Origin of the sequence: Pseudomonas entomophila, assembly GCF_023277925.1 — a bacterium.
GTDB lineage: Bacteria > Pseudomonadota > Gammaproteobacteria > Pseudomonadales > Pseudomonadaceae > Aquipseudomonas > Aquipseudomonas entomophila_D.
Genome location: NZ_CP063832.1, coordinates 5,185,183 through 5,211,234, shown reverse-complemented (window position 1 = coordinate 5,211,234; position 26,052 = coordinate 5,185,183). Strand labels below are relative to the sequence as shown.

The following is a 26,052-nucleotide window of genomic DNA, read 5'->3' as shown; positions in this document are numbered from 1 at the left end:
CCGGGCGCTACCTTGTGAGGCGCTGCCAACCGCCTTGCGACGGGGCCTGCGCCACGCTCGCCCCTTACAGGGTACGAGCCACCTGGACTTTCTCGAAGACTTCGATCTTGTCGCCGACCTTGACGTCGTTGTAGCTCTTGACGCCAATACCGCACTCCATGCCGTTACGCACTTCGGAGGCATCGTCCTTGAAGCGACGCAGCGATTCCAGTTCGCCTTCGAAGATCACCACGTCCTCGCGCAGTACGCGGATCGGACGGTTGCGGTACACGGTACCCTCGATGACCATACAGCCAGCGATGGCGCCGAACTTCGGCGAACGGAACACGTCACGCACTTCGGCCACACCCAGGATGTTCTCGCGAACATCGCTGCCGAGCATGCCGGTCAACGCTTTCTTGACGTCTTCGATGATGTCGTAGATCACGTTGTAGTAACGCATGTCCAGACCTTCCTGCTCGACGATCTTGCGCGCGCCGGCATCGGCACGCACGTTGAAGCCGAACAGCACCGCGTTCGAAGCCAGCGCCAGGTTGGCGTCGCTCTCGGTGATACCACCGACGCCGCCACCAATCACGCGCACCTGGACTTCGTCGTTGCCCAGGCTGCTGAGCGAACCCTGCAGCGCTTCGAGCGAACCACGCACATCGGTCTTGAGGACGATGTTGAGCGTCTTCTTCTCTTCCTGACCCATGGTCTCGAAGATGTTTTCCAGCTTGCCGGCGTGAGCACGGGCCAGCTTGACCTCGCGGTACTTGCCTTGACGGAACAGGGCAACTTCACGGGCCTTTTTCTCGTCGGCGACCACGGACATCTCGTCACCCGCGTCCGGGGTGCCGTCCAGGCCGAGGATCTCGACCGGAATCGACGGGCCGGCTTCCTTCACAGGCTTGCCGTTCTCGTCGAGCATGGCACGCACGCGGCCATAGTTGGAACCGACCAGGACCATGTCGCCCTGACGCAGGGTACCGTCCTGAACCAGGATGGTGGCCACCGGGCCACGGCCCTTGTCCAGGCGCGACTCGACCACGACACCGCGACCAGGTGCGGTCGGGGTGGCCTTGAGTTCGAGGATCTCGGCCTGCAGCAGGACGGCTTCGAGCAGCTCGTCGACACCAGTACCCATCTTCGCCGAAACCTTGACGAACGGCGTGTCACCACCCCAGTCCTCGGAGGTCACGCCTTCGACGGCCAGCTCGTTACGGATGCGATCGAGGTCGGCACCCGGCTTGTCGATCTTGTTCACGGCGACAACCAGCGGTACACCAGCGGCTTTCGCGTGCTGGACGGCTTCGCGGGTCTGCGGCATCACGCCGTCGTCCGCCGCCACCACCAGGATGACGATGTCGGTCGCCTTGGCACCACGGGCGCGCATTTGCGTGAACGCTGCGTGGCCCGGGGTGTCGAGGAAGGTGACCATGCCGCGGTCGGTTTCCACGTGGTAGGCGCCGATGTGCTGGGTGATACCACCGGCTTCGCCAGCGGCAACCTTGGCACGACGGATATAGTCGAGCAGCGAAGTCTTGCCGTGGTCGACGTGGCCCATGACGGTCACGACCGGTGCGCGAGACTCGCTGACACCTTCGAACTTCAGCGATTCGGCCAGGGAATCTTCCAGGGCGGTGTCGCTGACCAGGGTGACCTTGTGGCCCAGTTCTTCGGCGACCAGCTGAGCGGTTTCCTGGTCGAGCACCTGGTTGATGGTGACCGGGGTACCCAGCTTGAACATGAACTTGACGACTTCAGCGCCTTTGACCGACATCTGCTGCGCCAGGTCCGAAACGGTGATGGTCTCGCCGATGGTCACGTCACGGATGACTGGACCGGTCGGGTTCTGGAAGCCGTGCTGGTTGCGCTTCTTCGGCTTGCCCTTGCCACCGCGACCGCGACGGAAACCATCGCTCTCTTCGTCGGTGGTGCGTGGCGCGGCACGCGGAGTCGGAGCCTTTTCCTTCTCCTTGACCTTGACCTTGATGGACACACGCGGCGCTTCGCCACGGCGCTCGCCGGCAACACCACCGCCACGACGATCATCGTCACGGGTGCGGCTTTCATTGCGGCGGGCTTCGTCCTTCTTGCGCTCGGCGGCACGGGCGGCGGCGTCTTCGGACACCGGCGCTTCGGCCACTGCAGGCGCTGCAGCCGCGGCGACAGCCGGAGCTGGATCTGCCTTGGCCACAGGAGCGGCCGCAGGGGCTTCAGCCGTCTGACGACGGGCTTGCTCTTCGTTGCGCTGGCGAGCTTCGGCGTCAGCCTTCTCGCGCGCAGCGTTCTCAGCGGCGCGGCGCTCTTCCTGCTCGCGCTTCTGCTCGGCCTGAATCTCTTCCGGGCTGCGCTGCACGAACACTTTCTTCTTGCGTACTTCTACGCTGATGCTCTTGCTACCGGCGACACGCAGAGTGCTGGTGGTCTTGCGCTGCAAGGTGATCTTGCGCGGCTCTTCCGCCTTGCTCTTGTGGCTGCTTTTCAAATGAGTCAGCAGCGTCTGCTTCTCATTGTCGGTCACTACCTGACCGGCGTCGGTGTGCGGCAGACCTGCCTCACGCATCTGCTGCAGCAGGCGCTCTACCGGTGCCTCGACCTCTTGGGCCAGTTCTTTCACCGTGACTTGCGTCATGCACTTCTCTCCTCAGGCCGCGCCTAATTACTCGAACCAGTGGGCTCGGGCGGCCATGATCAACTTGCCGGCACGCTCTTCGTCGATGCCGTCGATGTCGAGCAGATCGTCAATCGACTGCTCGGCCAGGTCTTCGCGGTTAACCACGCCGCGCACCGCCAGTTCGGCCGCCAGGTCCTTGTCCATGCCCTCGAGGGAGAGCAGGTCGTCGGCCGGATGGGCGTCTGCCAGTTTTTCTTCGGTAGCGATGGCCTTGGTCAACAAACGGTCCTTGGCACGAGCACGCAGCTCATTGACGATGTCCTCGTCAAAGCCATCGATGTTGAGCATTTCTTCCAACGGTACGTAGGCAATTTCTTCGAGGCTGGTGAAGCCTTCGTCGACCAGCACCTGTGCCAGCTCTTCGTCGACTTCCAGTTCATCGATGAAATTACGCAGGATGTCGCCGGTTTCCGCTTGTTGCTTGGCCTGGATGTCCTTCTCGGTCATCACGTTCAGGGTCCAGGCAGTCAGCTGGCTGGCCAGACGGACGTTCTGGCCGCCACGTCCGATGGCCTGGGCCAGGTTATCCTCGGCCACCGCGATATCCATCGCATGGGCGTCCTCATCAACGATGATCGCAGCAACCTCTGCTGGCGACATGGCGTTGATGACGAACTGCGCCGGGTTCTCGTCCCAAAGGACGATATCCACACGCTCGCCACCCAGCTCGCCGGATACGGCCTGGACGCGCGAACCACGCATGCCGATGCAGGCGCCTTGCGGGTCGATGCGCTTGTCCTTGGAGCGGACGGCGATCTTGGCACGCGATCCCGGATCACGGGAGGCGGCCATGACTTCGATGAGGCCTTCGGCGATTTCCGGCACTTCGATGCGGAACAGCTCGATCAGCATCTGCGGCGCGGTGCGCGACAGGACCAACTGCGGACCGCGGTTCTCGGTGCGGATTTCCTTGAGCAGCGCACGCAGGCGCACGCCGACCCGGAAGGTCTCACGGGGGATGATGTCTTCACGCGCCAACAGCGCCTCGGCGTTGTTGCCAAGGTCGACGATGACGTTGTCGCGGGTGACCTTCTTCACGGTACCGGAGATGATCTCGCCCACGCGTTCACGGTAGGCGTCGACGACTTGCGCGCGCTCAGCCTCGCGAACCTTCTGCACGATGACCTGCTTGGCGGTCTGAGCGGCGATGCGGCCGAACTCGATCGACTCGATCTTCTCTTCGATCACGTCACCGATCTTGGCGTCCGGGTGCGTGTCCTGGATCTTGCTCAGCCAGGTCTCGATGGCCGGATCGTCCAGGTCGTTCTCGTCGACCACGGTCCAGCGACGGAAGGTCTCGTAGCTACCCGTGTGGCGGTTGATTTCCACACGCAGGTCGACTTCGTCCTCAAAACGTTTTTTGGTTGCAGTGGCCAGGGCCACTTCCAGCGCTTCGAAAATGACGCCGGGTGGTACACCCTTTTCGTTGGATACCGATTCAACAACCAGCAGTACTTCTTTGCTCATCGTACGCCTCGCCTTGCGCAAGCCATTGGCCCCGGAAAGTCCTCCGGGCCCGGCACGTCTCAGTCAAAACTGGGAATAATATTGGCCTTGTCGATCGAGTCGATCGGCAACAGGAACTCGTGATTGTCCACCTGGACCACCACATCCTGCTCCTCCACACCACGGAGAAGGCCCTGGAAGTTACGACGACCTTCGAAGGGCGTACGCAGCTTGATCTTCACCTGCTCGCCGGCATGCGAAGCAAACTGTTCAAGGGTGAACAGCGGGCGATCCATGCCTGGAGAGGACACCTCGAGGGTATATTCAGAGCTGATCGGATCTTCCACATCGAGGATGGCGCTGGCCTGACGGCTGACAGCTTCGCAGTCGTCCACCAGAATGCCGCCTTCCTTGTCGATATAGATACGCAGTACCGAATGTTTGCCCTGGGAGACGTATTCGATCCCCCAGCATTGGTAGCCCAGACCCTCGACAACCGGGGCCAACAAGGCCTGCAACTGTTCTAGCTTGCTCGACACCTGAACCCCCTCGTGCATGCTGTGCAAATAAAAAATGGGCGAAGCGCCCATCCCTGAAAGCGCCGTTGGACAACGACGCCTAAAACTGTTCGGCTAGCAAAAAGCCCCTGAAAAGGGGCTCTGCTGAAGCTGGTTGCGGGGGCTGGATTTGAACCAACGACCTTCGGGTTATGAGCCCGACGAGCTACCAAGCTGCTCCACCCCGCGACAAAGCTGGGGCGAAAGTATAAGACTGAACCCTTTGCTGGGTCAATCCGACCTCCACCTGCAAGAAAGCCCGCTCAAAGCGGGCTTTCATGCTTCAATTGGTACCGAGAAGGGGACTCGAACCCCTACACCCTATGGGCACAACCACCTCAAGGTTGCGTGTCTACCAATTCCACCACCTCGGCAATACTACTTGAAACCCGTTACTGCTGCTCTTTCGCTGGAGGAGGTACGTCACCGGAGTTGGTGGTTTCACTCTTCTGCTGCTGGAGCACCGGTACATCATCATTGACTGCCGGCTTTTGCTCTTTGACTTCCAGCACTGCTGGATCTGGCAGACCAGCTTGAGTCAGCTGGTGAGCTTGCTGCTTGGCGAAGTATCCTAACCCAAGTGCAGTCAAAAAGAAAGTGGCGGCAAGTATAGCAGTAACTTTACTCAAAAAGGTAGCGGAACCTTGGCTTCCGAACACAGTATTTGAAGCACCTGCGCCGAAAGATGCACCTGCTTCCGCACCTTTACCCTGTTGCAGCAACACCATTACAACCAGTGCCAACGCTGCTAACAGATGAAAAACAACTACGACTGTTTCCAGCATTTGTTCAGTTTCCTGCGGCGCGACAAATTGCACCGAATTCGTCTGCGTTCAGGGACGCTCCACCAATGAGCCCCCCATCGATATCCGGCATGCCGAACAGTTCAGCCGCATTGGCCGCCTTCACGCTGCCGCCGTAGAGAAGCCGCATATTTCCTGCGACTTCGGCGTCCATCGCCGCCAACTGCTTACGGATGGCTGCATGCACATCCTGGGCTTGCTGTGGCGAGGCCGTCAAACCAGTACCGATGGCCCAAACAGGCTCATAGGCAATTACTGCATTGGCAAAAGCCTTGATACCGAACACATCGATAACACTGCTTAGTTGACGCCCTACAACTTCGAGCGTCTCGCCTGCCTCGCGCTCTGCGAGAGTTTCCCCTATACAGAGCACCGGCGTCAAACCACTTTGCTGAGCCGCTGCAAACTTCTGATTCAGCACTTCGTCAGTTTCACCAATAATCTGGCGCCGTTCGGAGTGGCCGATCAAGACATACCTGCAACCTACTTCAGCCAACTGACTCGGTGCAACTTCGCCGGTCAGCGCGCCTTGTTCAGGCTGTACAGCAGAATTCTGTGCGCCTACGTTGATCCCTTTACCTTCCAGCCCGTCAATCACTTGAGTGATAAACAGCGAAGGCGGAAACACCGCGACTTCCACACCGCTGGGCAAGGACAAATTGCCCAAGCCCTGAGTCAGCTCTACGACGCTGGCGCGGGTACCGTGCATCTTCCAGTTACCAGCTACCATGGGGCGACGCATGCTTTACCTCGTCGGTCAAAGTGGGCGCAGATCTTACCCAACCCGATCTGCGCTGGCAAGTCTATTCAGGCACAAACTTCAGCAACGAGTTTCGCCAAGGTTTCGGCATGGCCACGCACCTGGTTTTCATCGTCGCCTTCGACCATCACACGCACCAGCGGTTCGGTGCCGGACTTGCGCAGCAGCACCCGCCCGCGCCCAGCCATGGCCTCGGTTGCCTTGTCGCTGGCCTCTTTCACCAGCGGGTTTTTCAACGGGTCACTCTTACCCGCTTCAAAGCGCACGTTGATCAATACCTGCGGGCACTTGCGCACGCCTTGACGCGCCTGGGCAAGGGTTTCGCCTTTACGCTTGAGGGCCATCAGCACCTGCAGCGCAGCAATGATGGCATCGCCGGTAGTGGTGTGGCTGCAGCACACGACATGCCCGGAGTTCTCGCCACCCAGCAGCCACTCGCGCTCGAGCAACTCAGCCATGACATAACGGTCGCCGACCTTGGCCCGCACGAACGGGATGTCCAGCTCCTTGAAGGCCAGCTCCAGGCCCAAGTTACTCATGAGCGTGCCGACCACCCCCCCTTGCAGCTTGCCGCGGTCATGCAGGTCACGACCGATGATGTACAGCAACTCGTCACCGTCGACGATGGCACCGGTATGGTCGACCATCAGTACCCGGTCACCGTCGCCATCGAAAGCAATACCCAGGTCGGCATGCCCCACCAGCACCGCGGCTTGCAGCGACTCGATATGGGTCGAGCCGCAATTCTCATTGATGTTGAGGCCATCAGGCGCTGCGTGCAGCACCGTCACCTCGGCTCCCAGCTCACGAAACACGCTCGGCGCAACCTTGTAGGTGGCGCCGTGGGCGCAATCCACGACGATCTTGAGCCCTTCGAAGCTGGTACTGGTCGGCACGCTGCTCTTGCAAAACTCGATGTAACGACCTGCGGCATCGTTGATTCGCGACACCTTGCCCAGCTTGCCGGACTCGACGACCGTCATCGGCTGATCGAGCAGCTCCTCGATCATCAGCTCGACTTCATCGGGTAGCTTAGTACCACTGCCCGAGAAGAACTTGATGCCGTTGTCGTCATGCGGATTGTGCGAGGCACTGATGACGATCCCGGCTTCGGCATGGAAGGTACGGGTCAGGTAGGCAATGGCCGGCGTGGGCATCGGCCCAAGCAGCATGACGTCGGCACCGGCTGCGGACAGCCCGGCCTCAAGCGCGGACTCGAACATGTAACCGGAAATCCGAGTGTCCTTGCCCACCAACACACGGCAATGCCCCTGCTTGCGGAAGGCCATGCCCGCCGCCCAACCCAGTTTCAGCATGAAGTCCGGGGTGATCGGGAACTGGCCAACGCGGCCACGGATACCATCGGTACCAAAGTATTTTCTGCTCATGGGAACTCCAATGTTCTTATTCGGCGCCCTGCACGGCGGCGATCATACGCACCACATCGACGGTTTCGGCCACATCGTGCACACGCAGGATCCTCGCGCCCTTGGTCATCGCCAAGGCCGCCAGTGCGAGGCTGCCGTAAAGCCGCTCGTCCACTGGCCGATCCAACGTGAGGCCGATCATGCTCTTGCGCGACACCCCTACCAATAGCGGGCGCCCGAGGCGGCATAGCGCCTCCATGTGCTTGAACAGACTGAGGTTGTGCTCAAGCGTCTTGGCAAAACCGAAACCCGGATCGAGGATGATGCGTTCAGCGCCGATGCCCGCCGCCGCGCAGGCGGCCATACGCTGCTCGAGGTAGCGCCCCACATCGGCGGTCACGTTTTCGTAATGCGGGTTGTCCTGCATGTTACCCGGCTCCCCGCGCATGTGCATCAGGCAAACGGGCAGGCCGGTGTCAGCCGCAGCGTCAAGGGCGCCGTCACGTTCCAGGGCACGCACGTCATTAATCAGGCCAGCGCCGAGACGGGCTGATTCGCGCATGACAGAAGGTGTCGAGGTGTCGACGGAAATGATTACGTCCAGCCGAGCATTTATGGCCTCGACGATGGGCGCGACTCGCTCCAGTTCTTCCGTGGGTGAAACGGCCCGAGCACCAGGACGAGTGGACTCTCCCCCGACATCGATCAATGTTGCACCGGCCGCCACCATCGCATCGGCATGGCGCAACGCCTCGTCGCGCTGACTGAAGCGCCCACCGTCGGAGAAGGAATCAGGGGTGATATTGAGGATACCCATGACATGGGTACGGGACAAATCAAGAACCCGGTTGCCGCAAGGCAACCGGGTCGGGTACTGCTGTGAGGTCATAGAAGCCCTTAGTGTTGAGCCGCTGGGCCGCCGATCGGCGATTCCGGACGGTCACCCTGGGAGGCCTGGTTGCCGGAAGTGCCGGCATCGTTGTCCCAGTCTCGCGGCTCGCGTGGCGTGCGGCCCGCCATGATGTCGTCGATCTGGTCGGCATCGATGGTTTCGTACTTCATCAGGGCCTCGGCCATGGCGTCGAGCTTGTCGCGGTTTTCAGTCAGGATCTGCTTGGCCGTGGCATAGCACTGGTCAATGATACTGCGCACTTCCGAATCGATCAGCTTGGCGGTCTCACCCGAAACGCTGGCGTGCTGGCTGCCCGCGCTGCGACCGAGGAACACCTCGCCTTCTTCTTCAGCGTACATCAGCGGGCCGAGCTTTTCGGAAAGCCCCCACTTGGTGACCATGTTCCGAGCAATCTGGCTGGCACGCATGATGTCGTTGGAAGCGCCGGTGGTAACACCGTCGAAGCCCAAGGTCATTTCCTCGGCGATACGACCACCATACAGCGAGCAGATCTGGCTGATCAGCGCTCGCTTGGAGAGGCTGTAGCGATCTTCTTCGGGCAGGAACATGGTCACACCCAGGGCTCGGCCACGCGGAATGATCGAGACCTTGTACACCGGGTCATGCTCGGGCACCACACGACCAACGATGGCGTGGCCGGCTTCGTGATACGCGGTGTTCTGCTTTTCCTTCTCAGACATGACCATGGTCTTGCGCTCGGCACCCATCATGATCTTGTCCTTGGCCAGCTCGAACTCCTTCATCTCGACCAAGCGCTTGCTGGCGCGGGCGGCGAACAGCGACGCCTCGTTTACCAGGTTGGCCAGGTCAGCACCGGAGAAGCCTGGCGTACCACGGGCAATGACCGCAGCATTAACGTTCTCACCGACCGGAACCTTGCGCATGTGCACCTTGAGAATCTGCTCGCGACCGCGAATGTCTGGCAAACCGACCACCACCTGGCGGTCGAAGCGACCAGGACGCAGCAGCGCAGGATCGAGCACGTCAGGACGGTTGGTGGCAGCGATGACGATGATGCCGTCATTCATCTCGAAACCATCCATCTCGACCAGCAACTGGTTCAGCGTCTGTTCGCGCTCATCGTGACCACCGCCCATGCCGGCGCCACGGTGGCGACCCACGGCATCGATCTCGTCGATGAAAATGATGCAGGGGGCGTGCTTCTTGGCCTGCTCGAACATGTCACGCACACGGCTGGCGCCCACGCCGACGAACATCTCGACGAAGTCCGAACCGGAAATGGTGAAGAACGGCACCTTGGCTTCACCAGCAATGGCTTTGGCCAGCAGCGTTTTACCGGTACCGGGCGGGCCGACCATCAGCACGCCGCGCGGAATGCGACCACCCAGGCGCTGGAACTTGCCTGGGTCACGCAGGAACTCGACCAGCTCGCCGACCTCTTCCTTGGCTTCGTCGCAACCAGCAACGTCAGCCAGGGTGGTCTTGACCTGGTCCTCGGACAGCAGGCGCGCCTTGCTCTTGCCGAAGCTCATCGGGCCGCCCTTGCCGCCAGCGCCGCCTTGCATCTGACGCATGAAGAACATGAACACGGCGATGATCACAAGGATCGGGAAGCTAGCCACCAGCAGTTGAGTCCAGATGCTCTGCTGCTCAGGCTGCTTGCCCTCGACAGTGACGTGGTTGTCGACCAGGTCGCCGATCAGACCATTGTCAGTGATGGCCGGACGTACGGTCTTGAAATTGTCGCCGTCGGTGCGCTTGCCGGTAATGATGTAGCCGTCGACGGTCACGCGCTCGACCTTGCCATCCTTGACCTGCTGGATAAAGTCGGAATAGTTGAGGGTCTGCGGCTCGTTAGGGCTGGAGAAGTTGTTCATCACCGTCACCAGGACGGCGGCGATGATCAACCAGAGGATCAGATTCTTTGCCATGTCGTTCAATTCGCTACCCTCTGAGGCCGGCGCACGACGCAGCCGTGCCTCGCATGATATTCATCGCCCTAACTTACTACATTACCCACGCATCCGCAGGCACCGTCTGTAACCCTTTGTGAAAGCTAGACTACACGAAGTTCGGACGATCCAGACGGGGTGACCGATTGGTTTTAACTATCGGAGCCCCCGCAAAACACCGCTCACGCGCCCTTGAACCCTTTGCCCAACAGGTACTGTTCACGGGAACGGTCCCGCGAGGACGACGGCTTGCGCATCTGCACCTTGTCGAACTTGCTGCGCACGTCCTTCAGGTACATGTCGAAACCTTCGCCCTGGAAAATCTTGATCAGGAAATCGCCGCCAGGCTTGAGCACGCGGGTTGCCAAATCCAGGGCCAGCTCACAGAGGAACATGGCGCGCGGCATGTCCACCGCGGGCGTACCACTCATATTGGGAGCCATGTCGGAAATCACAAGGTCTACATGCGAATCACCGACCGCCTGCAGGATCTGCTGGAGCACTTCGTCCTGGGTGAAGTCCCCCTGAATGAAGGTAACATCCGGAATCGAGTCCATTTCCAGGATGTCCGATGCGATCAGCCGCCCCTGACCACCGATCAGACGACTGGTCACCTGCGACCAGCCACCGGGCGCGGCCCCTAGGTCGATCACACTCATGCCAGGACGGATCAGCTTGTCCTTTTCCTGGATCTCCAGCAGCTTGTAGCTCGCGCGCGAGCGATAGCCATCCTTCTGCGCCTGCTTGACGAAAGGATCGTTGAAATGTTCTCGCAGCCAGTTTGCGCTGCTTTTGGAACGTTGTACCACGGGGCACCTCGATGATATGCGTCGTGTTTGACTGGGCGGAGCCACAGGCCCTCGGGTAAAATGCCCGTCAATTTTACAGAATCAGACGAAAAGGGTCAGATTATGCCGCTCAATAACGAGCAGAAGAAGCAGTACAAGTCCATTGGTCATGACCTGAAGCCGGTCCTGATCGTTGCTGGCAACGGTTTGAATGAAGGCGTGATCGCCGAACTGGAACGCGCACTGGTCGACCACGAGCTGATCAAGGTCGAAATTCGCTCGGAAGATCGCGAAGAACGCGCCGAGACTATCGCCGAACTGTGCAAGGCCGGCCGCGCCGAGCTGGTACAGACCATCGGCAAGAAGGCGCTGATCTACCGCAAGAACCCGCAGCCGAACAAGCAGCTGTCAAACATCCACCGTTACAAGTGACGGTAGCGTCCTGTAGGGGCCGGCTTGCCGGCGATCACCAGCAAGCCGGCCCCTACAGGCATCGAGCTGTCAACGGCGCACCTTGACCGGGACCGGCTGAGCCACCAGCACGATGCCGGAAAAGCCCAGCACCAGGAAACAGAACATCTGCCAACGCTCGCCCACGGAAATCCCGTAGCGCAGCGTGTAGTAGCTGACGCAGGCCGCAAAACCGAGCAACAGCATCTGCCCGCGGAACTGCCGCCACCAGGCCGCCAGGCCGTCCACCCTCGCCAGTACCGCCAGCTGGGTAAGCAACCCAAGCAACGCCACGCCGATCAACCAGCGGTCGATCTGCGCAGCCACGTCATGCACCAGTAACGGCGCAAGGCCACTCACCTTGAGCGCCGGCACCAACCCCACATGGAACACCCACAGGCCACCGACCCAGAACACCTGGGCCAGCTGCCAGAGGATACCCTCGAGGGATGGCGCCCGCTGGCGCCGGTCAGATGTGCTTGACTTCGACAATCTCGTACTCGACCGTGCCGCTTGGCGTCTTGACGACGACAGTATCACCTTCTTCCTTGCCGATGATGGCACGGGCAATTGGCGCACCGCTCGAGAGCTTGCCCTGCTTCACGTCAGCTTCGTCTTCACCGACGATCTGGTAGGTCACCTCTTCATCGGTTTCGGTGTTGGCCAGCACCACGGTAGTGCCGAAAATCACCTTGCCGGTGTGGGCGATGGTGGTGACATCGATCACCACCGAGTTCTGCAAACGGCCTTCGATATCGCGGATACGCGCCTCGACCATGCCCTGCTCTTCACGGGCGGCGTGGTACTCGGCGTTCTCCTTGAGGTCACCCAGCTCTCGGGCCTCACCGATCGCCTGGCTCAGGCGCGGGCGCTCGGTCTTGCTCAGGAACAGATGCTCTTCTTCCAGGGCGCGAGCGCCCTGGACGGTCATCGGGTACTTGGTAATGCTCATGCTTTGAGTCCTGCATGCAGATCCTGCAGGCGACGAACGGTCTTTTCCGGACCGAATTTCAACGCCTCGCAGATGGCTTCACCGGCCGCAATGGTGGTCGTGCAGTAGATCTTGTGCTGCAGCGCATTGCGACGAATCGAGTAGGAGTCGGCAATCGACTGGCGCCCTTCGGTGGTGTTGATGATCAGCGACACTTCGTCGTTCTTGATCATGTCGACCACGTGCGGACGACCTTCGGTCACCTTGTTCACGCGGCGCACTTTCAGGCCGGCCGCTTCGATAACCTTGGCGGTACCTGCAGTAGCAACCACTTCGAAGCCCAGGGCGATCAGGTCACGGGCAACGCCAGCCACTTGTGGCTTGTCGTCGTCGCGCACGCTGATGAACGCGGTACCACCGGTCGGCAGCACTTCGCTGGCACCCATCTGGGCCTTGGCGAACGCTTCACCGAAGCTGTCACCGACACCCATGACTTCACCGGTCGATTTCATCTCAGGGCCGAGGATCGGGTCAACCCCTGGGAACTTGGCGAACGGGAAGACGGCTTCCTTGACGCTGTAGAAGTTCGGGATGATTTCCTGGGTGAAGCCCAGCTCTTTCAACGATTTGCCTGCCATGACACGGGCCGCGATCATCGCCAGCGAGGTGCCGATGCACTTGGAGACGAACGGCACGGTACGCGAGGCGCGCGGGTTGACTTCGATCACGTAGATCTTGTCGCCCTGCAGGGCCAACTGCACGTTCATCAAGCCGACCACGCCCAGTTCCAGAGCCATTTTCTTGACCTGAACGCGGACTTCGTCCTGCACTTCCTGGCTCAGCGAGTAAGGTGGCAGCGAGCATGCGGAGTCACCGGAGTGAACACCCGCCTGCTCGATGTGCTGCATGATCGCGCCGATCACCACGTCGGTGCCGTCGCAGACCGCATCCACGTCCATCTCGATGGCGCAGTTGAGGAAGTGGTCGAGCAGTACCGGGCTGTCGTTCGACACCTGTACGGCCTCACGCAGGTAGCGCTTGAGCTCGTCCAGTTCGTAGACGATTTCCATCGCGCGGCCACCCAGTACGTAGGACGGGCGCACCACCAGCGGGTAGCCGATGCCGCCAGCGGCGCTGATGGCTTCTTCTTCGCTGCGCACGGTGGCGTTTGGCGGCTGCAGCAGGTTCAGGCGCTGAACCATCTGCTGGAAGCGCTCACGGTCTTCAGCACGGTCGATGGCGTCCGGACTGGTACCAATGATTGGCACACCGGCTTCTTCCAGGGCACGGGCCAGTTTCAGCGGGGTCTGGCCGCCGTAGTGGACGATGACACCTTTCGGCTTCTCGACACGGCAGACTTCCAGCACGTCTTCCAGGGTCAGCGGCTCGAAGTACAGGCGGTCGGAGGTGTCGTAGTCGGTGGAGACGGTTTCCGGGTTGCAGTTGACCATGATGGTCTCGTAACCGTCTTCACGCAGCGCCAGGGCGGCGTGCACGCAGCAGTAGTCGAACTCGATACCTTGGCCGATACGGTTCGGGCCGCCACCCAGGATCATGATCTTGTCGCGGGTCGACGGGTTGGCCTCGCACTCCTCCTCGTAGGTGGAGTACAGGTAGGCGGTGTCGGTGGCGAACTCGGCGGCGCAGGTGTCGACGCGCTTGTACACCGGGAACACTTCCAGCTTGTGGCGGTGACGGCGCAGGTTCTTGTCGGTGATACCCAGCAGCTTGGCCAGGCGCTGGTCCGAGAAGCCCTTGCGCTTGAGGCGCAGCATGTAGTCCTTGTCGATCGCCGACAGGGCCAGGGTCTTGACCTTCTCTTCTTCCTTGATCAGGTCTTCCATCTGCACCAGGAACCACAGGTCGATGCCGGTCAGCTGGAAGATTTCCTCGATCGTCATGCCCGAACGCATGGCGTCGGCGACGTACCAGATACGCTCGGCACCCGGCACGGTCAGTTCGCGCTTGAGGATGCTGGCGGCTTCCGGGCTGGCCAGGTCGACTTTCGGGTCGAGGCCGCAGGCACCGACTTCCAGGCCGCGCAGGGCTTTCTGCAGGGATTCCTGGAAAGTACGGCCGATGGCCATGACTTCACCCACGGATTTCATCTGGGTGGTCAGGCGAGCGTCGGCTTTCGGGAATTTTTCGAAGGCGAAGCGTGGCAGCTTGGTGACGACGTAGTCGATCGACGGCTCGAAGGACGCCGGGGTACGGCCGCCAGTGATGTCGTTCTGCAGCTCGTCGAGGGTGTAACCGATGGCCAGCTTGGCAGCGATCTTGGCGATCGGGAAGCCAGTGGCCTTCGATGCCAGGGCCGAGGAACGCGAAACGCGCGGGTTCATCTCGATCACGACCATGCGGCCAGTGTTCGGGCAGATACCGAACTGCACGTTGGAACCGCCGGTCTCGACACCGATTTCACGCAGCACCGCCAGCGAGGCGTTGCGCATGATCTGGTATTCCTTGTCGGTCAGGGTCTGTGCCGGAGCCACGGTGATGGAGTCACCGGTGTGCACGCCCATCGGGTCGAAGTTCTCGATCGAGCAGACGATGATGCAGTTGTCCTTCTTGTCGCGGACCACCTCCATCTCGTATTCCTTCCAGCCGATCAGCGATTCGTCGATCAGCAGCTCCTTGGTCGGCGACAGGTCCAGGCCACGGGTGCAGATTTCTTCGAATTCTTCACGGTTGTAGGCGATACCACCGCCAGTGCCGCCCATGGTGAACGATGGGCGGATGATGCACGGGAAGCCGAGCTTCTCAAGGACCGCATTGGCCTCTTCCATGCTGTGGGCGATGCCGGAGCGCGGGCACTCCAGGCCGATGTCTTTCATCGCCTTGTCGAAGCGCGAACGGTCTTCGGCCTTGTCGATGGTGTCGGCGTTGGCACCGATCATCTCTACACCGAACTTTTCCAGAACGCCATGGCGCTCCAGGTCCAGGGCGCAGTTCAGTGCAGTCTGGCCACCCATGGTCGGCAGTACTGCGTCAGGGCGCTCTTTCTCGATGATCTTGGCCACCGACTGCCACTTGATCGGTTCGATGTAGGTGGCGTCGGCCATGGCCGGGTCGGTCATGATGGTGGCTGGGTTGGAGTTCACCAGGATGACGCGGAAACCTTCCTCGCGCAGCGCTTTACACGCCTGGGCGCCGGAGTAGTCGAATTCGCAGGCCTGGCCGATCACGATCGGGCCAGCGCCGAGAATCAGGATGCTTTTGATGTCTGTACGTTTTGGCATGGTTGTCACTCAAATCCGCGGGTCAGTCGGCAAGCCGTCTTGAACAATCTGGGTCAGGCGCATCCGGGCGCGGCGATTGCCGGCCCGGGGCCTTGCTGCAGGATGCTCAGCGGCGCTTGGCCATGGCATCGATGAAACGATCGAACAGTGGCGCGACGTCGGTCGGGCCTGGGCTCGCTTCAGGGTGGCCCTGGAAGCTGAACGCGCTCTTGTCGGTGCGCTCGATGCCCTGCAGGGTGCCATCGAACAGCGACTTATGGATGGCGCGGACATTGCCCGGCAGGGTGGCTTCGTCGACGGCGAAACCGTGGTTCTGGCTGGTGATCATGACCACGCCGGTGTCCAGGTCCTGGACCGGGTGGTTGGCACCGTGGTGGCCGTGGCCCATTTTCACGGTCTTGGCGCCTGAGGCCAGGGCCAGCAGCTGGTGGCCGAGGCAGATGCCGAACACCGGGATCTCGGTCTCGAGAATCTCTTTGATCGCCTGGATCGCGTAGTCGCACGGCTCGGGATCGCCTGGGCCGTTGGACAGGAACACGCCGTCGGGGTTGAGCGCCAGGACTTCGTTGGCCGGGGTCTGTGCAGGTACCACGGTGACGCGGCAGCCACGGGCGACCAGCATGCGCAGGATGTTCAGCTTGACGCCGTAGTCGAAGGCCACGACGTGGTACGGCAGGTCGGCGGCTTCGAGAGTCGGGTGGCTGTCGGTCTTCAGCTCCCACACGCTGGAGCGCCACTCGTAGCGCTCCTTGGTGGAGACGACCTTGGCCAGGTCCATGCCTTTCAGGCCGGGGAAGGCGCGGGCAGCGGCGATGGCAGCCTCTTCGCTGATGTTGTCACCGGCCAGGATACAGCCATTCTGGGCGCCCTTCTCACGCAGGATGCGGGTCAGGCGACGGGTGTCGATGCCAGCGATGGCGACGACGTTGTGTTCTTTCAGGTAGTCGGGCAGGGACTGGGTGTTACGCCAGTTGCTTGCCAGCAGCGGCAGGTCTCGAATGACCAGGCCGGCGGACCAGACGCGATTGGATTCGGCGTCTTCCGGGGTGGTGCCGGTGTTGCCGATGTGCGGGTAGGTCAGGGTAACGATTTGCTGGGCGTAGGAAGGGTCTGTGAGGATTTCCTGGTAGCCGGTCATTGCAGTATTGAACACGACCTCACCAACGGTCTGACCGTCGGCTCCAATGGCTTCACCGCGAAAAATGCTGCCATCGGCAAGGGCGAGTATGGCTGGCTTAGTCAAGAAGACCTCCCGTAAATCAAGCCTGAAAGGGCGATCGCAGGTTGCAAAAAAGCGGAATGACGTATGGACACGTCACCCCGCTTTTATGCTGAATTAGTCTGCGCGCTTTTAGTGGACACACTAAAGCTGTAGCTTACAGAAAAATGCGTTTTGGGTCTACCTGGAATGTGCCTCTAAAACACAGGATTGCGACAGAGGGAAATTGCGCAATCCGTTGCAGGAGCGGCTTTAGCCGCGATCACCCGCGAAGCGGGTGCCAGACACCGCGTCGCCTGCATCGCGGCTGAAGCCGCTCCTACAACTACCCCTGCACGAAGGACGGAGCCATCAGCGCAGCTCGAGCACGTCCTGCATGTCGTACAGCCCAGGCTCGCGCCCATCCAGCCACAGCGCGGCACGCACCGCGCCCTTGGCGAAGGTCATGCGGCTCGACGCTTTATGGGTGATTTCCAGGCGCTCGCCTTCTGCGGCGAACAGCACGGTGTGGTCACCGACCACATCACCCGCACGCACGGTGGCGAAACCGATGGTCTTGCGATCACGAGCGCCGGTCTGACCCTCGCGGCCGTACACCGCCACTTCCTGCAGGTCACGCCCCAGCGCATTGGCAACCACTTCCCCCATGCGCAGCGCGGTACCCGACGGCGCGTCGACCTTGTGCCGGTGGTGGGCCTCGATGATCTCGATGTCCACGTCGTCACCCAGCACACGGGCCGCCATGTCCAGCAACTTGAGGCTGAGGTTGACGCCAACGCTGAAGTTGGCGGCGAAGACGATCGGGATCTCCTTGCCCGCTTCGGCCAGCAGCTGCTTCTCCTCGACGCTGAAACCGGTGGTGCCGATGATCATCGCCTTGCCGGCCTTGCGGCAGAACGCCAGGTTCTTCAGCGTCACCGACGGGTGGGTGAAGTCGATCAGCACGTCGAACTCGTCGACAACCTTGGCCAGGTCGTCGCACAGCAGCACGCCGATCCGCCCCAGCGCCGCCAGTTCACCGGCATCCGCCCCAACCAGGGAGCTGTCCGGGCGATCGATCGCCGCAGTCAGCCCGGCACCTGGGGTTTGCTGCACGGCTTCGATCAGGGTCTTGCCCATTCGCCCTGCCGCGCCCATTACCGCAATACGTCGCATAACCTGTTCCTTCTCAGAGATCACCGAAGAAGCGCTTCACACCCTCGAACCAGCCACTGGCCTTGGGCGAATGGGAGCTGTCGCCCTCGAGCGAGTCGCGCAGCTCTTCGAGCAGCTCACGCTGGCGACGGCTGAGGTTGACCGGGGTTTCCACCGCCACGCGGCACAGCAGGTCGCCCGCCGCGCCACCGCGCACCGGCGCCACGCCCTTGCCACGCAGACGGAACTGCTTGCCGGTCTGGGTGCCTTCGGGGATTTTCAGCTTCACGCGGCCATCGAGGGTCGGCACTTCCAGCTCGCCCCCCAGGGCTGCGTCGGTGTAGCTGATCGGCACTTCGCAGTACAGGTGCTTGCCGTCGCGCTGGAAGATGTCGTGCTCACGCACGTTGATGACCACATAGAGGTCGCCGGTCGGGCCACCGTGGGTGCCCGCCTCGCCCTCGCCGGACAGACGGATGCGATCACCGGTATCGACACCGGCCGGCACCTTGACCGACAGGGTCTTGTACTCTTCGACACGGCCTTCGCCATGGCACGAATTGCACGGGTCGGTGATGATCTTGCCCTGGCCATGGCAGCGTGGGCAGGTCTGCTGCACGGCGAAGAAGCCTTGCTGCATACGCACCTGGCCGATACCGCCGCAGGTCGGGCAGGTCGACGGAGTCGAACCCTTCTTGGCGCCGGAGCCGTCGCACGGCTTGCAGTTGACCAGCGTGGGGACGCGAATGCTGACAGTCGTGCCACGCACCGCTTCTTCGAGGTTCAGCTCGAGGGTGTAGCGCAGGTCACTACCGCGCTGGGCGCCGCCGCTGCGCGAACCGCCACGACCACCACCAAAGAAATCACTGAAGACATCACCGAAGATGTCGGAGAAGTTGGCGCCACCGAAGCCGGCACCGCCACCACCCATGCTCGGGTCGACGCCGGCATGGCCGTACTGGTCGTAGGCCGCGCGCTTACTGGCATCGGACAACACTTCGTAGGCCTCGTTGGCCTCCTTGAATTTGTCTTCCGATTCCTTGTCGCCCGGGTTGCGGTCCGGGTGGAACTTCATCGCCAAACGGCGGTAGGCCTTCTTGAGATCACTTTCGCTGGCGCCGCGCTCGACACCCAGGACCTCATAAAAATCACGCTTTGCCATAGGTCATATGCACTCTTGGGGGCGTTCGGCATACCTCTGCGCATCTGTGCGCCATGCCGTCAGCACCTGCCGCCATACGCGAATGCGCCCAGACAGATGCTGTAAATAATTCTCGTGTTCCAGACACGCCAACGCGGGAGCAAGCCCCCGCGCGGCGACATCCTAGCAGTTCACCGCCAAACGGCGGTGAACTGGCCGACAACATGCAACGATTACTTCTTGTCGTCGGCTTTGACTTCTTCGAACTCGGCGTCAACCACGTCATCGTGCTTGGCTTCCGGCTCAGCCTGCTGGGCGCCGCCCTGTGGCTGCTCGGCCTGCTGCTCGGCGTACATCTTCTGAGCGACAGGGGCCGATACTTTGGACAGCTCTTCGACCTTGGCGTCGATGGCAGCCTTGTCGTCGCCCTTGACGGCGGTTTCCAGGGCAACCACGGCCGCCTCGATGGCGGTTTTTTCTTCAGCGGTGACCTTGTCACCGGCGTCAGCGACCATCTTGCGGGTCGAGTGCACCAGCGCGTCACCCTGGTTGCGGGCAGCGGCCAGCTCTTCGAACTTGCGGTCTTCCTCGGCGTTGGCCTCGGCGTCACGCACCATGCGCTCGACTTCTTCGTCGGACAGGCCGGAGTTGGCCTTGATCACGATCGACTGAGCCTTGCCGGTGGCCTTGTCTTTCGCGCCGACGTGCAGGATGCCGTTGGCGTCGATGTCGAAGGTCACTTCGATTTGCGGCACGCCACGCGGTGCTGGTGGAATATCGGCCAGGTCGAACTTGCCCAGCGACTTGTTCTGCGAAGCTTGCTTGCGCTCGCCTTGCAGCACGTGGATGGTCACGGCGCCCTGGTTGTCGTCGGCGGTCGAGAACACCTGCGACTTCTTGGTTGGGATGGTGGTGTTCTTCTCGATCAGCGCGGTCATCACGCCACCCATGGTTTCGATACCCAGGGTCAGCGGGCTGACGTCCAGCAGCAGCACGTCCTTCACGTCACCGGCCAATACCGCACCTTGGATCGCGGCACCCATGGCGACGGCTTCGTCCGGGTTGACGTCCTTGCGTGCCTCTTTACCGAAGAAATCGGCAACCGCCTTCTGCACCATCGGCATACGAGTCTGGCCACCGACCAGGATCACGTCGTCGATCTTGCTGGCGTCGATGCCGGCGTCTTTCAGGGCAATGCGGCATGGCTCGATGGTACGGGTGACCAGGTCTTCGACCAGCGCTTCCAGCTTGGCGCGGGAGATCTTCACATTCAGGTGCTTAGGACCGGTCGCGTCTGCAGTGATGTACGGCAGGTTGACGTCGGTCGACTGAGCCGAAGACAGCTCGATCTTGGCCTTTTCAGCGGCTTCTTTCAGGCGCTGCAGGGCCAGAGGATCGTTCTTCAGGTCCATGCCCGACTCTTTCTTGAACTCGTCGACGAGGTAGTCGATCAGGCGCATATCGAAGTCTTCGCCACCCAGGAAGGTGTCGCCGTTGGTGGCCAGTACTTCGAACTGGTGCTCACCGTCGACTTCGGCGATTTCGATGACCGACACGTCGAAGGTACCACCACCCAGGTCATAGACGATGACGGTGTGGTCGCCCTTGGCTTTGTCCATGCCGTAAGCCAGCGCGGCGGCGGTCGGTTCGTTGATGATGCGTTTTACGTCCAGGCCAGCGATGCGGCCGGCGTCTTTGGTCGCCTGACGCTGGCTGTCGTTGAAGTAGGCCGGCACGGTGATGACCGCTTCGGTGACGGGCTCGCCGAGGTAGTCTTCGGCGGTCTTCTTCATCTTTTTCAGGACTTCGGCGCTGATTTGCGGCGGTGCCATGTCCTTGCCGCTGGCTTGTACCCAGGCGTCACCATTGCTGGCCTTGACGATCTTGTAAGGCACCAGCTTGATGTCTTTCTGCACGACTTCTTCGTCGAAGCGGCGGCCGATCAGGCGCTTCACCGCGAACAGGGTGTTGTGCGGGTTGGTGACCGCCTGGCGCTTGGCCGACTGGCCGACCAGGATCTCGCCGTCGTTGGCGTAGGCGATGATCGAAGGGGTGGTACGCGCGCCTTCGGCGTTCTCGATGACTTTGGCGGTGCCGTTTTCCAGCACGGAGACGCAGGAGTTGGTGGTCCCCAGGTCGATACCGATGATTTTACCCATGTTTACTCTCCCGAAACTTGAATTAGGTGGCAGCGGCTACATTGGCCAACTGCGGTAATACTTGAATGCTTGACACCTAGATGGGGATGCCCCGACGGATTTCAAGCCTTCTCATCGATAGAAGGTTGCGCCGGTGCTGGCGCCTTGCTGACCACCACCATGGCGGGGCGCAGCAGACGGCCGTTGAGCAGGTAGCCCTTCTGGAACACGTTGACCACGGTGTTCGGTTCGACCTTGTCGCTTTCCTGCATGGCCATGGCCTGGTGGTGCTCGGCGTTGAACGGCTCGCCGTGCGGCTCGAGGGCCTCCAGGTTGTAGCGCTTGAGGGTGTCGTGGAACATTTTCAGGGTCAGCTCGATACCTTCGCGCATCGGCTTGATGGTGTCGTCGTCGGCATTGGACAGCTCCAAGCCACGCTCCAGGCTGTCGATGATCGGCAGCAGGTCGCCGGCGAACTTCTCCAGGGCGAACTTGTGGGCCTTCTCGACGTCCTGCTCGGCACGGCGGCGGATATTCTGCAGGTCGGCGGCGGCGCGCAGGGACTGGTCCTTGGCGGCGGCCAGCTGCTCCTCGAGCTCCTGGACGCGGGCATCGACATTCGTTGCGCCGGTTTCTTCGGAATTCAGGTTCTTCTCATCCAGCTGTTCGTCAGCCATTAGGTTTCTCCTCCGCAATTTCTGTTGTACGAGCCAGGCTCGCCATGTCTTGCCGGCTATATGGGGCCGGAAAAACCAGGTTCAAGGGGCGAGGCGCTTTTCCACATTCATCGGCGGCTATTGGCAGAGCCGTGAAAAGCACTGTATAAATATCCAGACACGACCCCTCGGGAGCCGCCCCATGCTGGTGCACCTGTCCATCCACAACTACGCCATCGTCGAACACCTCGACCTCGAACTCGCCCGCGGCATGTCCGTGATCACCGGCGAGACCGGGGCTGGCAAGTCGATCATGCTCGACGCCCTCGGCCTGGCACTGGGCGACCGCGCCGACAGCGGCGTGGTGCGCCCGGGCGCGGACAAGGCCGACATCCTCGCCACCTTCGACCTGGTCGACATCCCCGAAGCCCACGACTGGCTCGTGGAGCGCGACCTGGAAAGCGACGGCCCATGCATCCTGCGCCGGGTGATCACTGCCGAAGGCCGCAGCCGTGGTTACATCAACGGCACGCCTTGCCCGCTGGGCGACCTGAAGGCGCTGGGCGAACTGCTGATCGATATCCACAGCCAGCATGAGCACCAGTCGCTGCTGAAAACCGACACCCACCGCCGCCTGGTCGACGAGTACGCCGGCGCCACTGATCTCGCACGCCAGGTGCAACTGGCCGCCAAGCGCTGGCACCAAACCCGCCTGGAGCTGGAGCGGCTGAGCAACTCAGGGGACGAACAGCGTGCGCGCCACCAACTGCTCAGTTATCAGCTCGAAGAGCTGGACAACCTGGGGCTGGGCGAGCACGAACTGGAGCAGTTGGAGCAGGAGCATAAGAACCTGACCAATGCAGAGGCCCTGTTCGGCATCTGCCGCCAGGTCATCGACCAGTGCAGCGAAAGCGATTCGGGCAACGTGCTGAACGCCCTGACCGTCAGCCTCAACCGGCTTACCGCCGTAAATAACGCCCCCAAGGCGCTGGGCGAAGCGGTCAACCTGATCGCCAGCGCGCAGATCCAGGTGGAGGAAGCAGTCGGCGAACTCAATCGCTTTCTCGACCATTTCGACGCCGACCCCATGCGCCTGCAAGCACTGGAAGAGCGGCTCGACACCATCTACACCCTCGCCCGCAAGCACCGCGTGCACCCTACTGAGCTGCCGCACCTGCAACAGCGTCTGATGGAAGAGCTGGAAGGCTTGAATGCCAGCGACGAGTCGATCGAGCGCCTGGGCGACGAGCTGGCAGCCTACGCCCACCACTATAAAGAGAAAGCATGCGAACTCAGCGCCCTGCGCCAGCAGGCCGCGAAGCAACTGGCCACGGCCGTCGAGCAGGAGATCCAACGCCTGGGGATGCCGGGCGGGCGCTTCTGCATCGCGCTCACGCCCTTCGACAACGGCGAGCTTTCACCCCATGGCCTGGAGCAGATCGAGCTGCTGGTCAGCGCCAACCCCGGGCAACCCCTCAAAGGGCTGGCCAAGGTCGCCTCGGGCGGCGAGCTGTCGCGTATCAGCCTGGCGATCCAGGTGATCACCGCGCAGACCTCGCGCATCCCGACGCTGGTGTTCGACGAAGTGGACGTGGGCATTGGTGGCCCCACGGCAGAGATCGTCGGCCAGTTGCTGCGCCGGCTGGGTGAACGCGGCCAGGTACTGACCGTGACCCACCTGCCCCAGGTGGCGGCGCAGGGGCACCATCACTTGTTCGTGCACAAGGTGCGCAACAGTGGCACCACACACACCGCCGTCGCCAACCTGGGCAAGCGCGAGCGGGTCGAGGAAGTGGCGCGGATGCTTGGCGGGATCGACCTGACCAAGGAATCGCTGGCCCATGCACGCAAGATGGTGGTGAGCAGCAAGGCTTGAGACTTGTTCGCCTGGAGGTGCGGCATTAGCCGCGATGCAAGCAGCGCGGTGCCTGGCACCCGCTTCGCGGGTGATCGCGGCTAAAGCTCCTACAGGGGCCGCTGCAGTTTCCCCCCGAAAAACACAAAGGCGACCCTAGGGTCGCCTTTGCTGTCGATAACGATCGAAATCGTTACTTCTTCTTACGCACATAGAGGACCAGATTGTGGTCCACCAGCTCGTAGCCGTGCTCGGCCACGATCTCTTTCTGACGGCGCTCGATTTCAGCATCCATGAATTCGATGACCTCACTGGTCTCCACGTTGACCATGTGGTCGTGGTGGCCGCCATCGGCCAGCTCGAACACCGCGTGGCCGCCGTCGAAGTTGTGGCGAACCACCAGACCCGCCGCTTCGAACTGGGTCAGTACGCGATACACGGTCGCCAGACCGACATCCTCGCCAGCTTCCATCAGCGCCTTGTAGACATCCTCGGCACTCATGTGACGCTGCTCGGTGGAGTCGAGCATCTGAAGGATCTTGACTCGAGGTAGGGTTACCTTGAGGCCCGCTTTGCGCAATTCGCTATTTTCAACCATGGTCAGCTTTCTCGCCGATGCTGCTTCGCAGCTTCTCTTAATACGGGTATGATCGGGGTTTACGTTGTCCAGCCAAGATAGTGGAAGTCGCCCACCGATGCAAAACAACACCAAGCTCTTGCTAACCAGTTTCACTCTCGTGGGACTGCTCGCACTCGCCGGTTGCTCGTTTCCCGGGGTTTACAAAATCGACATCCAGCAGGGCAATGTCGTCACGCAGGACATGATAGACCAATTGCGCCCCGGAATGACCCGTCGGCAAGTAAGGTTTATCATGGGCAACCCACTGATCCAGGACACCTTCCACACCAATCGCTGGGACTATCTCTATAGCCTGCAGCCCGGTGGTGGCCAGCGTCAGCAAGAACGCATGAGCATCTTCTTCAACGAAAGCGACCAACTGGTCAGCCTGTCCGGTGACTTCATGCCAGGTGTGAGCCGCGACCAGGAAATTCTCGGCGGCAGCGGCGACACCACGGTAAGCCCAAACAACCAACCAAGCCAGCCGCAGGAAAAACCGGCCAAGCCAGGTTCGCTGGAAGACACCCTGCAGAAAGAGATCGACACCATCGAGACCACCCCAGTCCCGACGCCAGCACCACTGGAAACCTCTCCGCAGTAATTGCGGCGGACAAAAAAGCCCGGACTGGATCCGGGCTTTTTATTGCCTGCTCTGCAGGCAAGGGCATTCAACGTTCGCGCGCCGCCTTGGCCTTAGCTGCTCGCTGCCTGCGAATCTCTTTGGGGTCGGCCAGCAATGGTCGGTAAACCTCGAGCCGATCGCCTTCTTCTACCAGGCGCGCAGCTGGGTCACTCACCACTTTGCCAAAGATGCCCACAGGACTGCTCAGCAGATTCAGCCCAGGCACCTGCTCGGCCACCCCGGACAAACGCAGCGCTTCACTCACCGAGACCCCGGCCGGCACCTCGCACGCCAGTAGCCATTGCCGCTCAGGCGTGGCGTAGACCACCTCGATGCGCAACGAAGTTTCAGCCATGGAGCTGCTTGGCACGCTGGCAAAAGGCGTCGACCATGGTATTGGCGGCCTGGTTGAACAGCGGCCCCAGGGTGGCGCGCACCAACGCCCCAGCGTAATCGAACGACAGGTCGAGGCTGATCTTGCAGGCTTTGTCGCCCAGCGGCTTGAAGATCCACAGCCCGTGCAACTGGCTGAACGGCCCTTCCTCGAGGTTCATCTCGATCGACTGCCCCGGCACCAACACATTGCTTGTGACAAACTGCTGGCTCATCCCACCCTTGGCCACTTCGAGCCTGGCGCGCATGTGCGTGTCGCTGGCGTCAATCACCGTCGAAGCCGAGCACCAGGGCAGGAACTCCGGGTAGCTGGCCACATCATTGACCAGGTCGTAGAGCGCCTGGGCAGGGTATGGCAGCAGGGCGGAGCGTTGAATATGGGTAGTCATCCAGGCGTCACTTCCAATCTGGGCGGCGGCGCGTTGCAGCGCCTCGAATACGGTTCTGCA

The 26,052-nt window shown here is 61.4% G+C and carries 23 protein-coding genes and 2 tRNA genes; 3 read left to right on the top strand and 22 right to left on the bottom strand.

Annotation, left to right across the window (positions count from 1 at the left end; all coding sequences use genetic code 11):
- Positions 1-64 precede the first annotated feature (64 nt).
- The 11 genes from infB to rlmE form a co-directional block, all read right to left on the bottom strand.
- A complete protein-coding gene (gene infB, locus IM733_RS23110; protein WP_248918626.1) occupies positions 65-2,617 on the bottom strand; it encodes a translation initiation factor IF-2 in 2,553 nt (850 codons plus the stop codon).
- Between the two features lie 27 nt (positions 2,618-2,644).
- A complete protein-coding gene (gene nusA, locus IM733_RS23105) occupies positions 2,645-4,126 on the bottom strand; it encodes a transcription termination factor NusA (RefSeq protein ID WP_011532140.1) in 1,482 nt (493 codons plus the stop codon).
- 59 nt (positions 4,127-4,185) lie between these two features.
- Positions 4,186-4,644 (bottom strand): ribosome maturation factor RimP, encoded by a 459-nt coding sequence (gene rimP, locus IM733_RS23100; RefSeq protein WP_044488659.1) that lies wholly within the window; start codon positions 4,642-4,644, stop codon positions 4,186-4,188.
- Positions 4,645-4,774: 130 nt separating this feature from the next.
- Positions 4,775-4,851: transfer RNA gene (locus IM733_RS23095), tRNA-Met, on the bottom strand.
- A 99-nt stretch (positions 4,852-4,950) separates the two neighbouring features.
- Positions 4,951-5,036: transfer RNA gene (locus IM733_RS23090), tRNA-Leu, on the bottom strand.
- Positions 5,037-5,054: 18 nt separating this feature from the next.
- Positions 5,055-5,447: a preprotein translocase subunit SecG gene (gene secG / locus IM733_RS23085; RefSeq protein WP_011532138.1), complete on the bottom strand. Its 393-nt coding sequence runs from the start codon at positions 5,445-5,447 to the stop codon at positions 5,055-5,057.
- Positions 5,448-5,451: 4 nt separating this feature from the next.
- The gene (gene tpiA, locus IM733_RS23080; protein ID WP_248918625.1) at positions 5,452-6,207 is read right to left on the bottom strand and encodes a triose-phosphate isomerase; all 756 of its coding nucleotides are present in this window, start codon (positions 6,205-6,207) and stop codon (positions 5,452-5,454) included.
- Between the two features lie 65 nt (positions 6,208-6,272).
- Positions 6,273-7,613 (bottom strand): phosphoglucosamine mutase, encoded by a 1,341-nt coding sequence (gene glmM / locus IM733_RS23075; RefSeq protein WP_248918624.1) that lies wholly within the window; start codon positions 7,611-7,613, stop codon positions 6,273-6,275.
- A gap of 16 nt (positions 7,614-7,629) precedes the next feature.
- Positions 7,630-8,481 (bottom strand): dihydropteroate synthase, encoded by an 852-nt coding sequence (gene folP / locus IM733_RS23070; protein WP_248918623.1) that lies wholly within the window; start codon positions 8,479-8,481, stop codon positions 7,630-7,632.
- Between the two features lie 8 nt (positions 8,482-8,489).
- Complete coding sequence (gene ftsH, locus IM733_RS23065) at positions 8,490-10,397, bottom strand: ATP-dependent zinc metalloprotease FtsH (RefSeq protein WP_011532134.1); 1,908 nt, start codon at positions 10,395-10,397, stop codon at positions 8,490-8,492.
- A gap of 203 nt (positions 10,398-10,600) precedes the next feature.
- Entirely contained in the window at positions 10,601-11,227 is a 627-nt protein-coding gene (gene rlmE / locus IM733_RS23060; protein WP_248918622.1) for a 23S rRNA (uridine(2552)-2'-O)-methyltransferase RlmE, read from the bottom strand.
- Positions 11,228-11,329: 102 nt separating this feature from the next.
- Between rlmE and yhbY the strand changes: the two genes are divergently transcribed.
- Entirely contained in the window at positions 11,330-11,638 is a 309-nt protein-coding gene (gene yhbY / locus IM733_RS23055) for a ribosome assembly RNA-binding protein YhbY (RefSeq protein WP_003249945.1), read from the top strand.
- A gap of 69 nt (positions 11,639-11,707) precedes the next feature.
- On the opposite strand, the gene IM733_RS23050 is transcribed toward yhbY, so the two are convergent.
- The 8 genes from IM733_RS23050 to grpE all read right to left on the bottom strand — a co-directional run bounded on the left by IM733_RS23050 (position 11,708) and on the right by grpE (position 22,135).
- Positions 11,708-12,148 carry an MFS transporter gene (locus tag IM733_RS23050; protein ID WP_248918621.1) on the bottom strand — a complete coding sequence of 147 codons (441 nt, stop codon included), beginning with the start codon at positions 12,146-12,148 and terminating at the stop codon, positions 11,708-11,710.
- Positions 12,126-12,608: a transcription elongation factor GreA gene (greA, locus tag IM733_RS23045; protein ID WP_011532131.1), complete on the bottom strand. Its 483-nt coding sequence runs from the start codon at positions 12,606-12,608 to the stop codon at positions 12,126-12,128. The genes IM733_RS23050 and greA overlap by 23 nt, the downstream gene beginning before the upstream one ends.
- Positions 12,605-15,826 (bottom strand): carbamoyl-phosphate synthase large subunit, encoded by a 3,222-nt coding sequence (gene carB / locus IM733_RS23040; protein ID WP_248918620.1) that lies wholly within the window; start codon positions 15,824-15,826, stop codon positions 12,605-12,607. The genes greA and carB overlap by 4 nt, the downstream gene beginning before the upstream one ends.
- A gap of 106 nt (positions 15,827-15,932) precedes the next feature.
- Positions 15,933-17,069 (bottom strand): glutamine-hydrolyzing carbamoyl-phosphate synthase small subunit, encoded by a 1,137-nt coding sequence (gene carA, locus IM733_RS23035; protein WP_248918619.1) that lies wholly within the window; start codon positions 17,067-17,069, stop codon positions 15,933-15,935.
- Between the two features lie 327 nt (positions 17,070-17,396).
- A complete protein-coding gene (dapB, locus tag IM733_RS23030; RefSeq protein ID WP_011532128.1) occupies positions 17,397-18,200 on the bottom strand; it encodes a 4-hydroxy-tetrahydrodipicolinate reductase in 804 nt (267 codons plus the stop codon).
- Positions 18,201-18,213: 13 nt separating this feature from the next.
- Positions 18,214-19,341: a molecular chaperone DnaJ gene (dnaJ, locus tag IM733_RS23025; RefSeq protein WP_248918618.1), complete on the bottom strand. Its 1,128-nt coding sequence runs from the start codon at positions 19,339-19,341 to the stop codon at positions 18,214-18,216.
- Between the two features lie 212 nt (positions 19,342-19,553).
- Positions 19,554-21,479 carry a molecular chaperone DnaK gene (dnaK, locus tag IM733_RS23020; RefSeq protein ID WP_248918617.1) on the bottom strand — a complete coding sequence of 642 codons (1,926 nt, stop codon included), beginning with the start codon at positions 21,477-21,479 and terminating at the stop codon, positions 19,554-19,556.
- A gap of 101 nt (positions 21,480-21,580) precedes the next feature.
- Positions 21,581-22,135: a nucleotide exchange factor GrpE gene (grpE, locus tag IM733_RS23015; RefSeq protein ID WP_248918616.1), complete on the bottom strand. Its 555-nt coding sequence runs from the start codon at positions 22,133-22,135 to the stop codon at positions 21,581-21,583.
- Between the two features lie 181 nt (positions 22,136-22,316).
- On the opposite strand from grpE, the gene recN reads away from it, so the two are divergent.
- Positions 22,317-23,990 (top strand): DNA repair protein RecN, encoded by a 1,674-nt coding sequence (recN, locus tag IM733_RS23010; RefSeq protein ID WP_248918615.1) that lies wholly within the window; start codon positions 22,317-22,319, stop codon positions 23,988-23,990.
- A gap of 172 nt (positions 23,991-24,162) precedes the next feature.
- Here recN and fur read toward each other — a convergent pair whose 3' ends face one another.
- Positions 24,163-24,567, bottom strand: coding sequence for a ferric iron uptake transcriptional regulator (gene fur / locus IM733_RS23005; RefSeq protein ID WP_008096237.1), 405 nt, complete (start codon positions 24,565-24,567; stop codon positions 24,163-24,165).
- A 97-nt stretch (positions 24,568-24,664) separates the two neighbouring features.
- Here fur and bamE point away from each other — a divergent pair, with 97 nt between their 5' ends.
- Positions 24,665-25,189: an outer membrane protein assembly factor BamE gene (gene bamE / locus IM733_RS23000; protein WP_248918614.1), complete on the top strand. Its 525-nt coding sequence runs from the start codon at positions 24,665-24,667 to the stop codon at positions 25,187-25,189.
- 67 nt (positions 25,190-25,256) lie between these two features.
- Here the strand turns inward: bamE and IM733_RS22995 are convergent, their stop codons facing one another.
- Complete coding sequence (locus IM733_RS22995) at positions 25,257-25,565, bottom strand: RnfH family protein (RefSeq protein ID WP_248918613.1); 309 nt, start codon at positions 25,563-25,565, stop codon at positions 25,257-25,259.
- Entirely contained in the window at positions 25,558-25,992 is a 435-nt protein-coding gene (locus tag IM733_RS22990) for a type II toxin-antitoxin system RatA family toxin (RefSeq protein ID WP_248918612.1), read from the bottom strand. Before IM733_RS22990 ends, IM733_RS22995 begins: the two co-directional genes overlap by 8 nt.
- Between the last annotated feature and the right edge of the window lie 60 nt (positions 25,993-26,052).

Bases quoted from the DNA above. Each gene is read 5' to 3' on its own strand.
- infB (WP_248918626.1), bottom strand. From the start codon at position 2,617: ATGACGCAAGTCACGGTGAAAGAACTGGCCCAAGAGGTCGAGGCACCG.
- nusA (WP_011532140.1), bottom strand. From the start codon at position 4,126: ATGAGCAAAGAAGTACTGCTGGTTGTTGAATCGGTATCCAACGAAAAG.
- secG (WP_011532138.1), bottom strand. From the start codon at position 5,447: ATGCTGGAAACAGTCGTAGTTGTTTTTCATCTGTTAGCAGCGTTGGCA.
- tpiA (WP_248918625.1), bottom strand. From the start codon at position 6,207: ATGCGTCGCCCCATGGTAGCTGGTAACTGGAAGATGCACGGTACCCGC.
- glmM (WP_248918624.1), bottom strand. From the start codon at position 7,613: ATGAGCAGAAAATACTTTGGTACCGATGGTATCCGTGGCCGCGTTGGC.
- folP (WP_248918623.1), bottom strand. From the start codon at position 8,481: ATGACCTCACAGCAGTACCCGACCCGGTTGCCTTGCGGCAACCGGGTT.
- ftsH (WP_011532134.1), bottom strand. From the start codon at position 10,397: ATGGCAAAGAATCTGATCCTCTGGTTGATCATCGCCGCCGTCCTGGTG.
- yhbY (WP_003249945.1), top strand. From the start codon at position 11,330: ATGCCGCTCAATAACGAGCAGAAGAAGCAGTACAAGTCCATTGGTCAT.
- greA (WP_011532131.1), bottom strand. From the start codon at position 12,608: ATGAGCATTACCAAGTACCCGATGACCGTCCAGGGCGCTCGCGCCCTG.
- carB (WP_248918620.1), bottom strand. From the start codon at position 15,826: ATGCCAAAACGTACAGACATCAAAAGCATCCTGATTCTCGGCGCTGGC.
- dapB (WP_011532128.1), bottom strand. From the start codon at position 18,200: ATGCGACGTATTGCGGTAATGGGCGCGGCAGGGCGAATGGGCAAGACC.
- dnaJ (WP_248918618.1), bottom strand. From the start codon at position 19,341: ATGGCAAAGCGTGATTTTTATGAGGTCCTGGGTGTCGAGCGCGGCGCC.
- dnaK (WP_248918617.1), bottom strand. From the start codon at position 21,479: ATGGGTAAAATCATCGGTATCGACCTGGGGACCACCAACTCCTGCGTC.
- grpE (WP_248918616.1), bottom strand. From the start codon at position 22,135: ATGGCTGACGAACAGCTGGATGAGAAGAACCTGAATTCCGAAGAAACC.
- recN (WP_248918615.1), top strand. From the start codon at position 22,317: ATGCTGGTGCACCTGTCCATCCACAACTACGCCATCGTCGAACACCTC.
- fur (WP_008096237.1), bottom strand. From the start codon at position 24,567: ATGGTTGAAAATAGCGAATTGCGCAAAGCGGGCCTCAAGGTAACCCTA.
- bamE (WP_248918614.1), top strand. From the start codon at position 24,665: ATGCAAAACAACACCAAGCTCTTGCTAACCAGTTTCACTCTCGTGGGA.
- IM733_RS22995 (WP_248918613.1), bottom strand. From the start codon at position 25,565: ATGGCTGAAACTTCGTTGCGCATCGAGGTGGTCTACGCCACGCCTGAG.
- IM733_RS22990 (WP_248918612.1), bottom strand. From the start codon at position 25,992: ATGACTACCCATATTCAACGCTCCGCCCTGCTGCCATACCCTGCCCAG.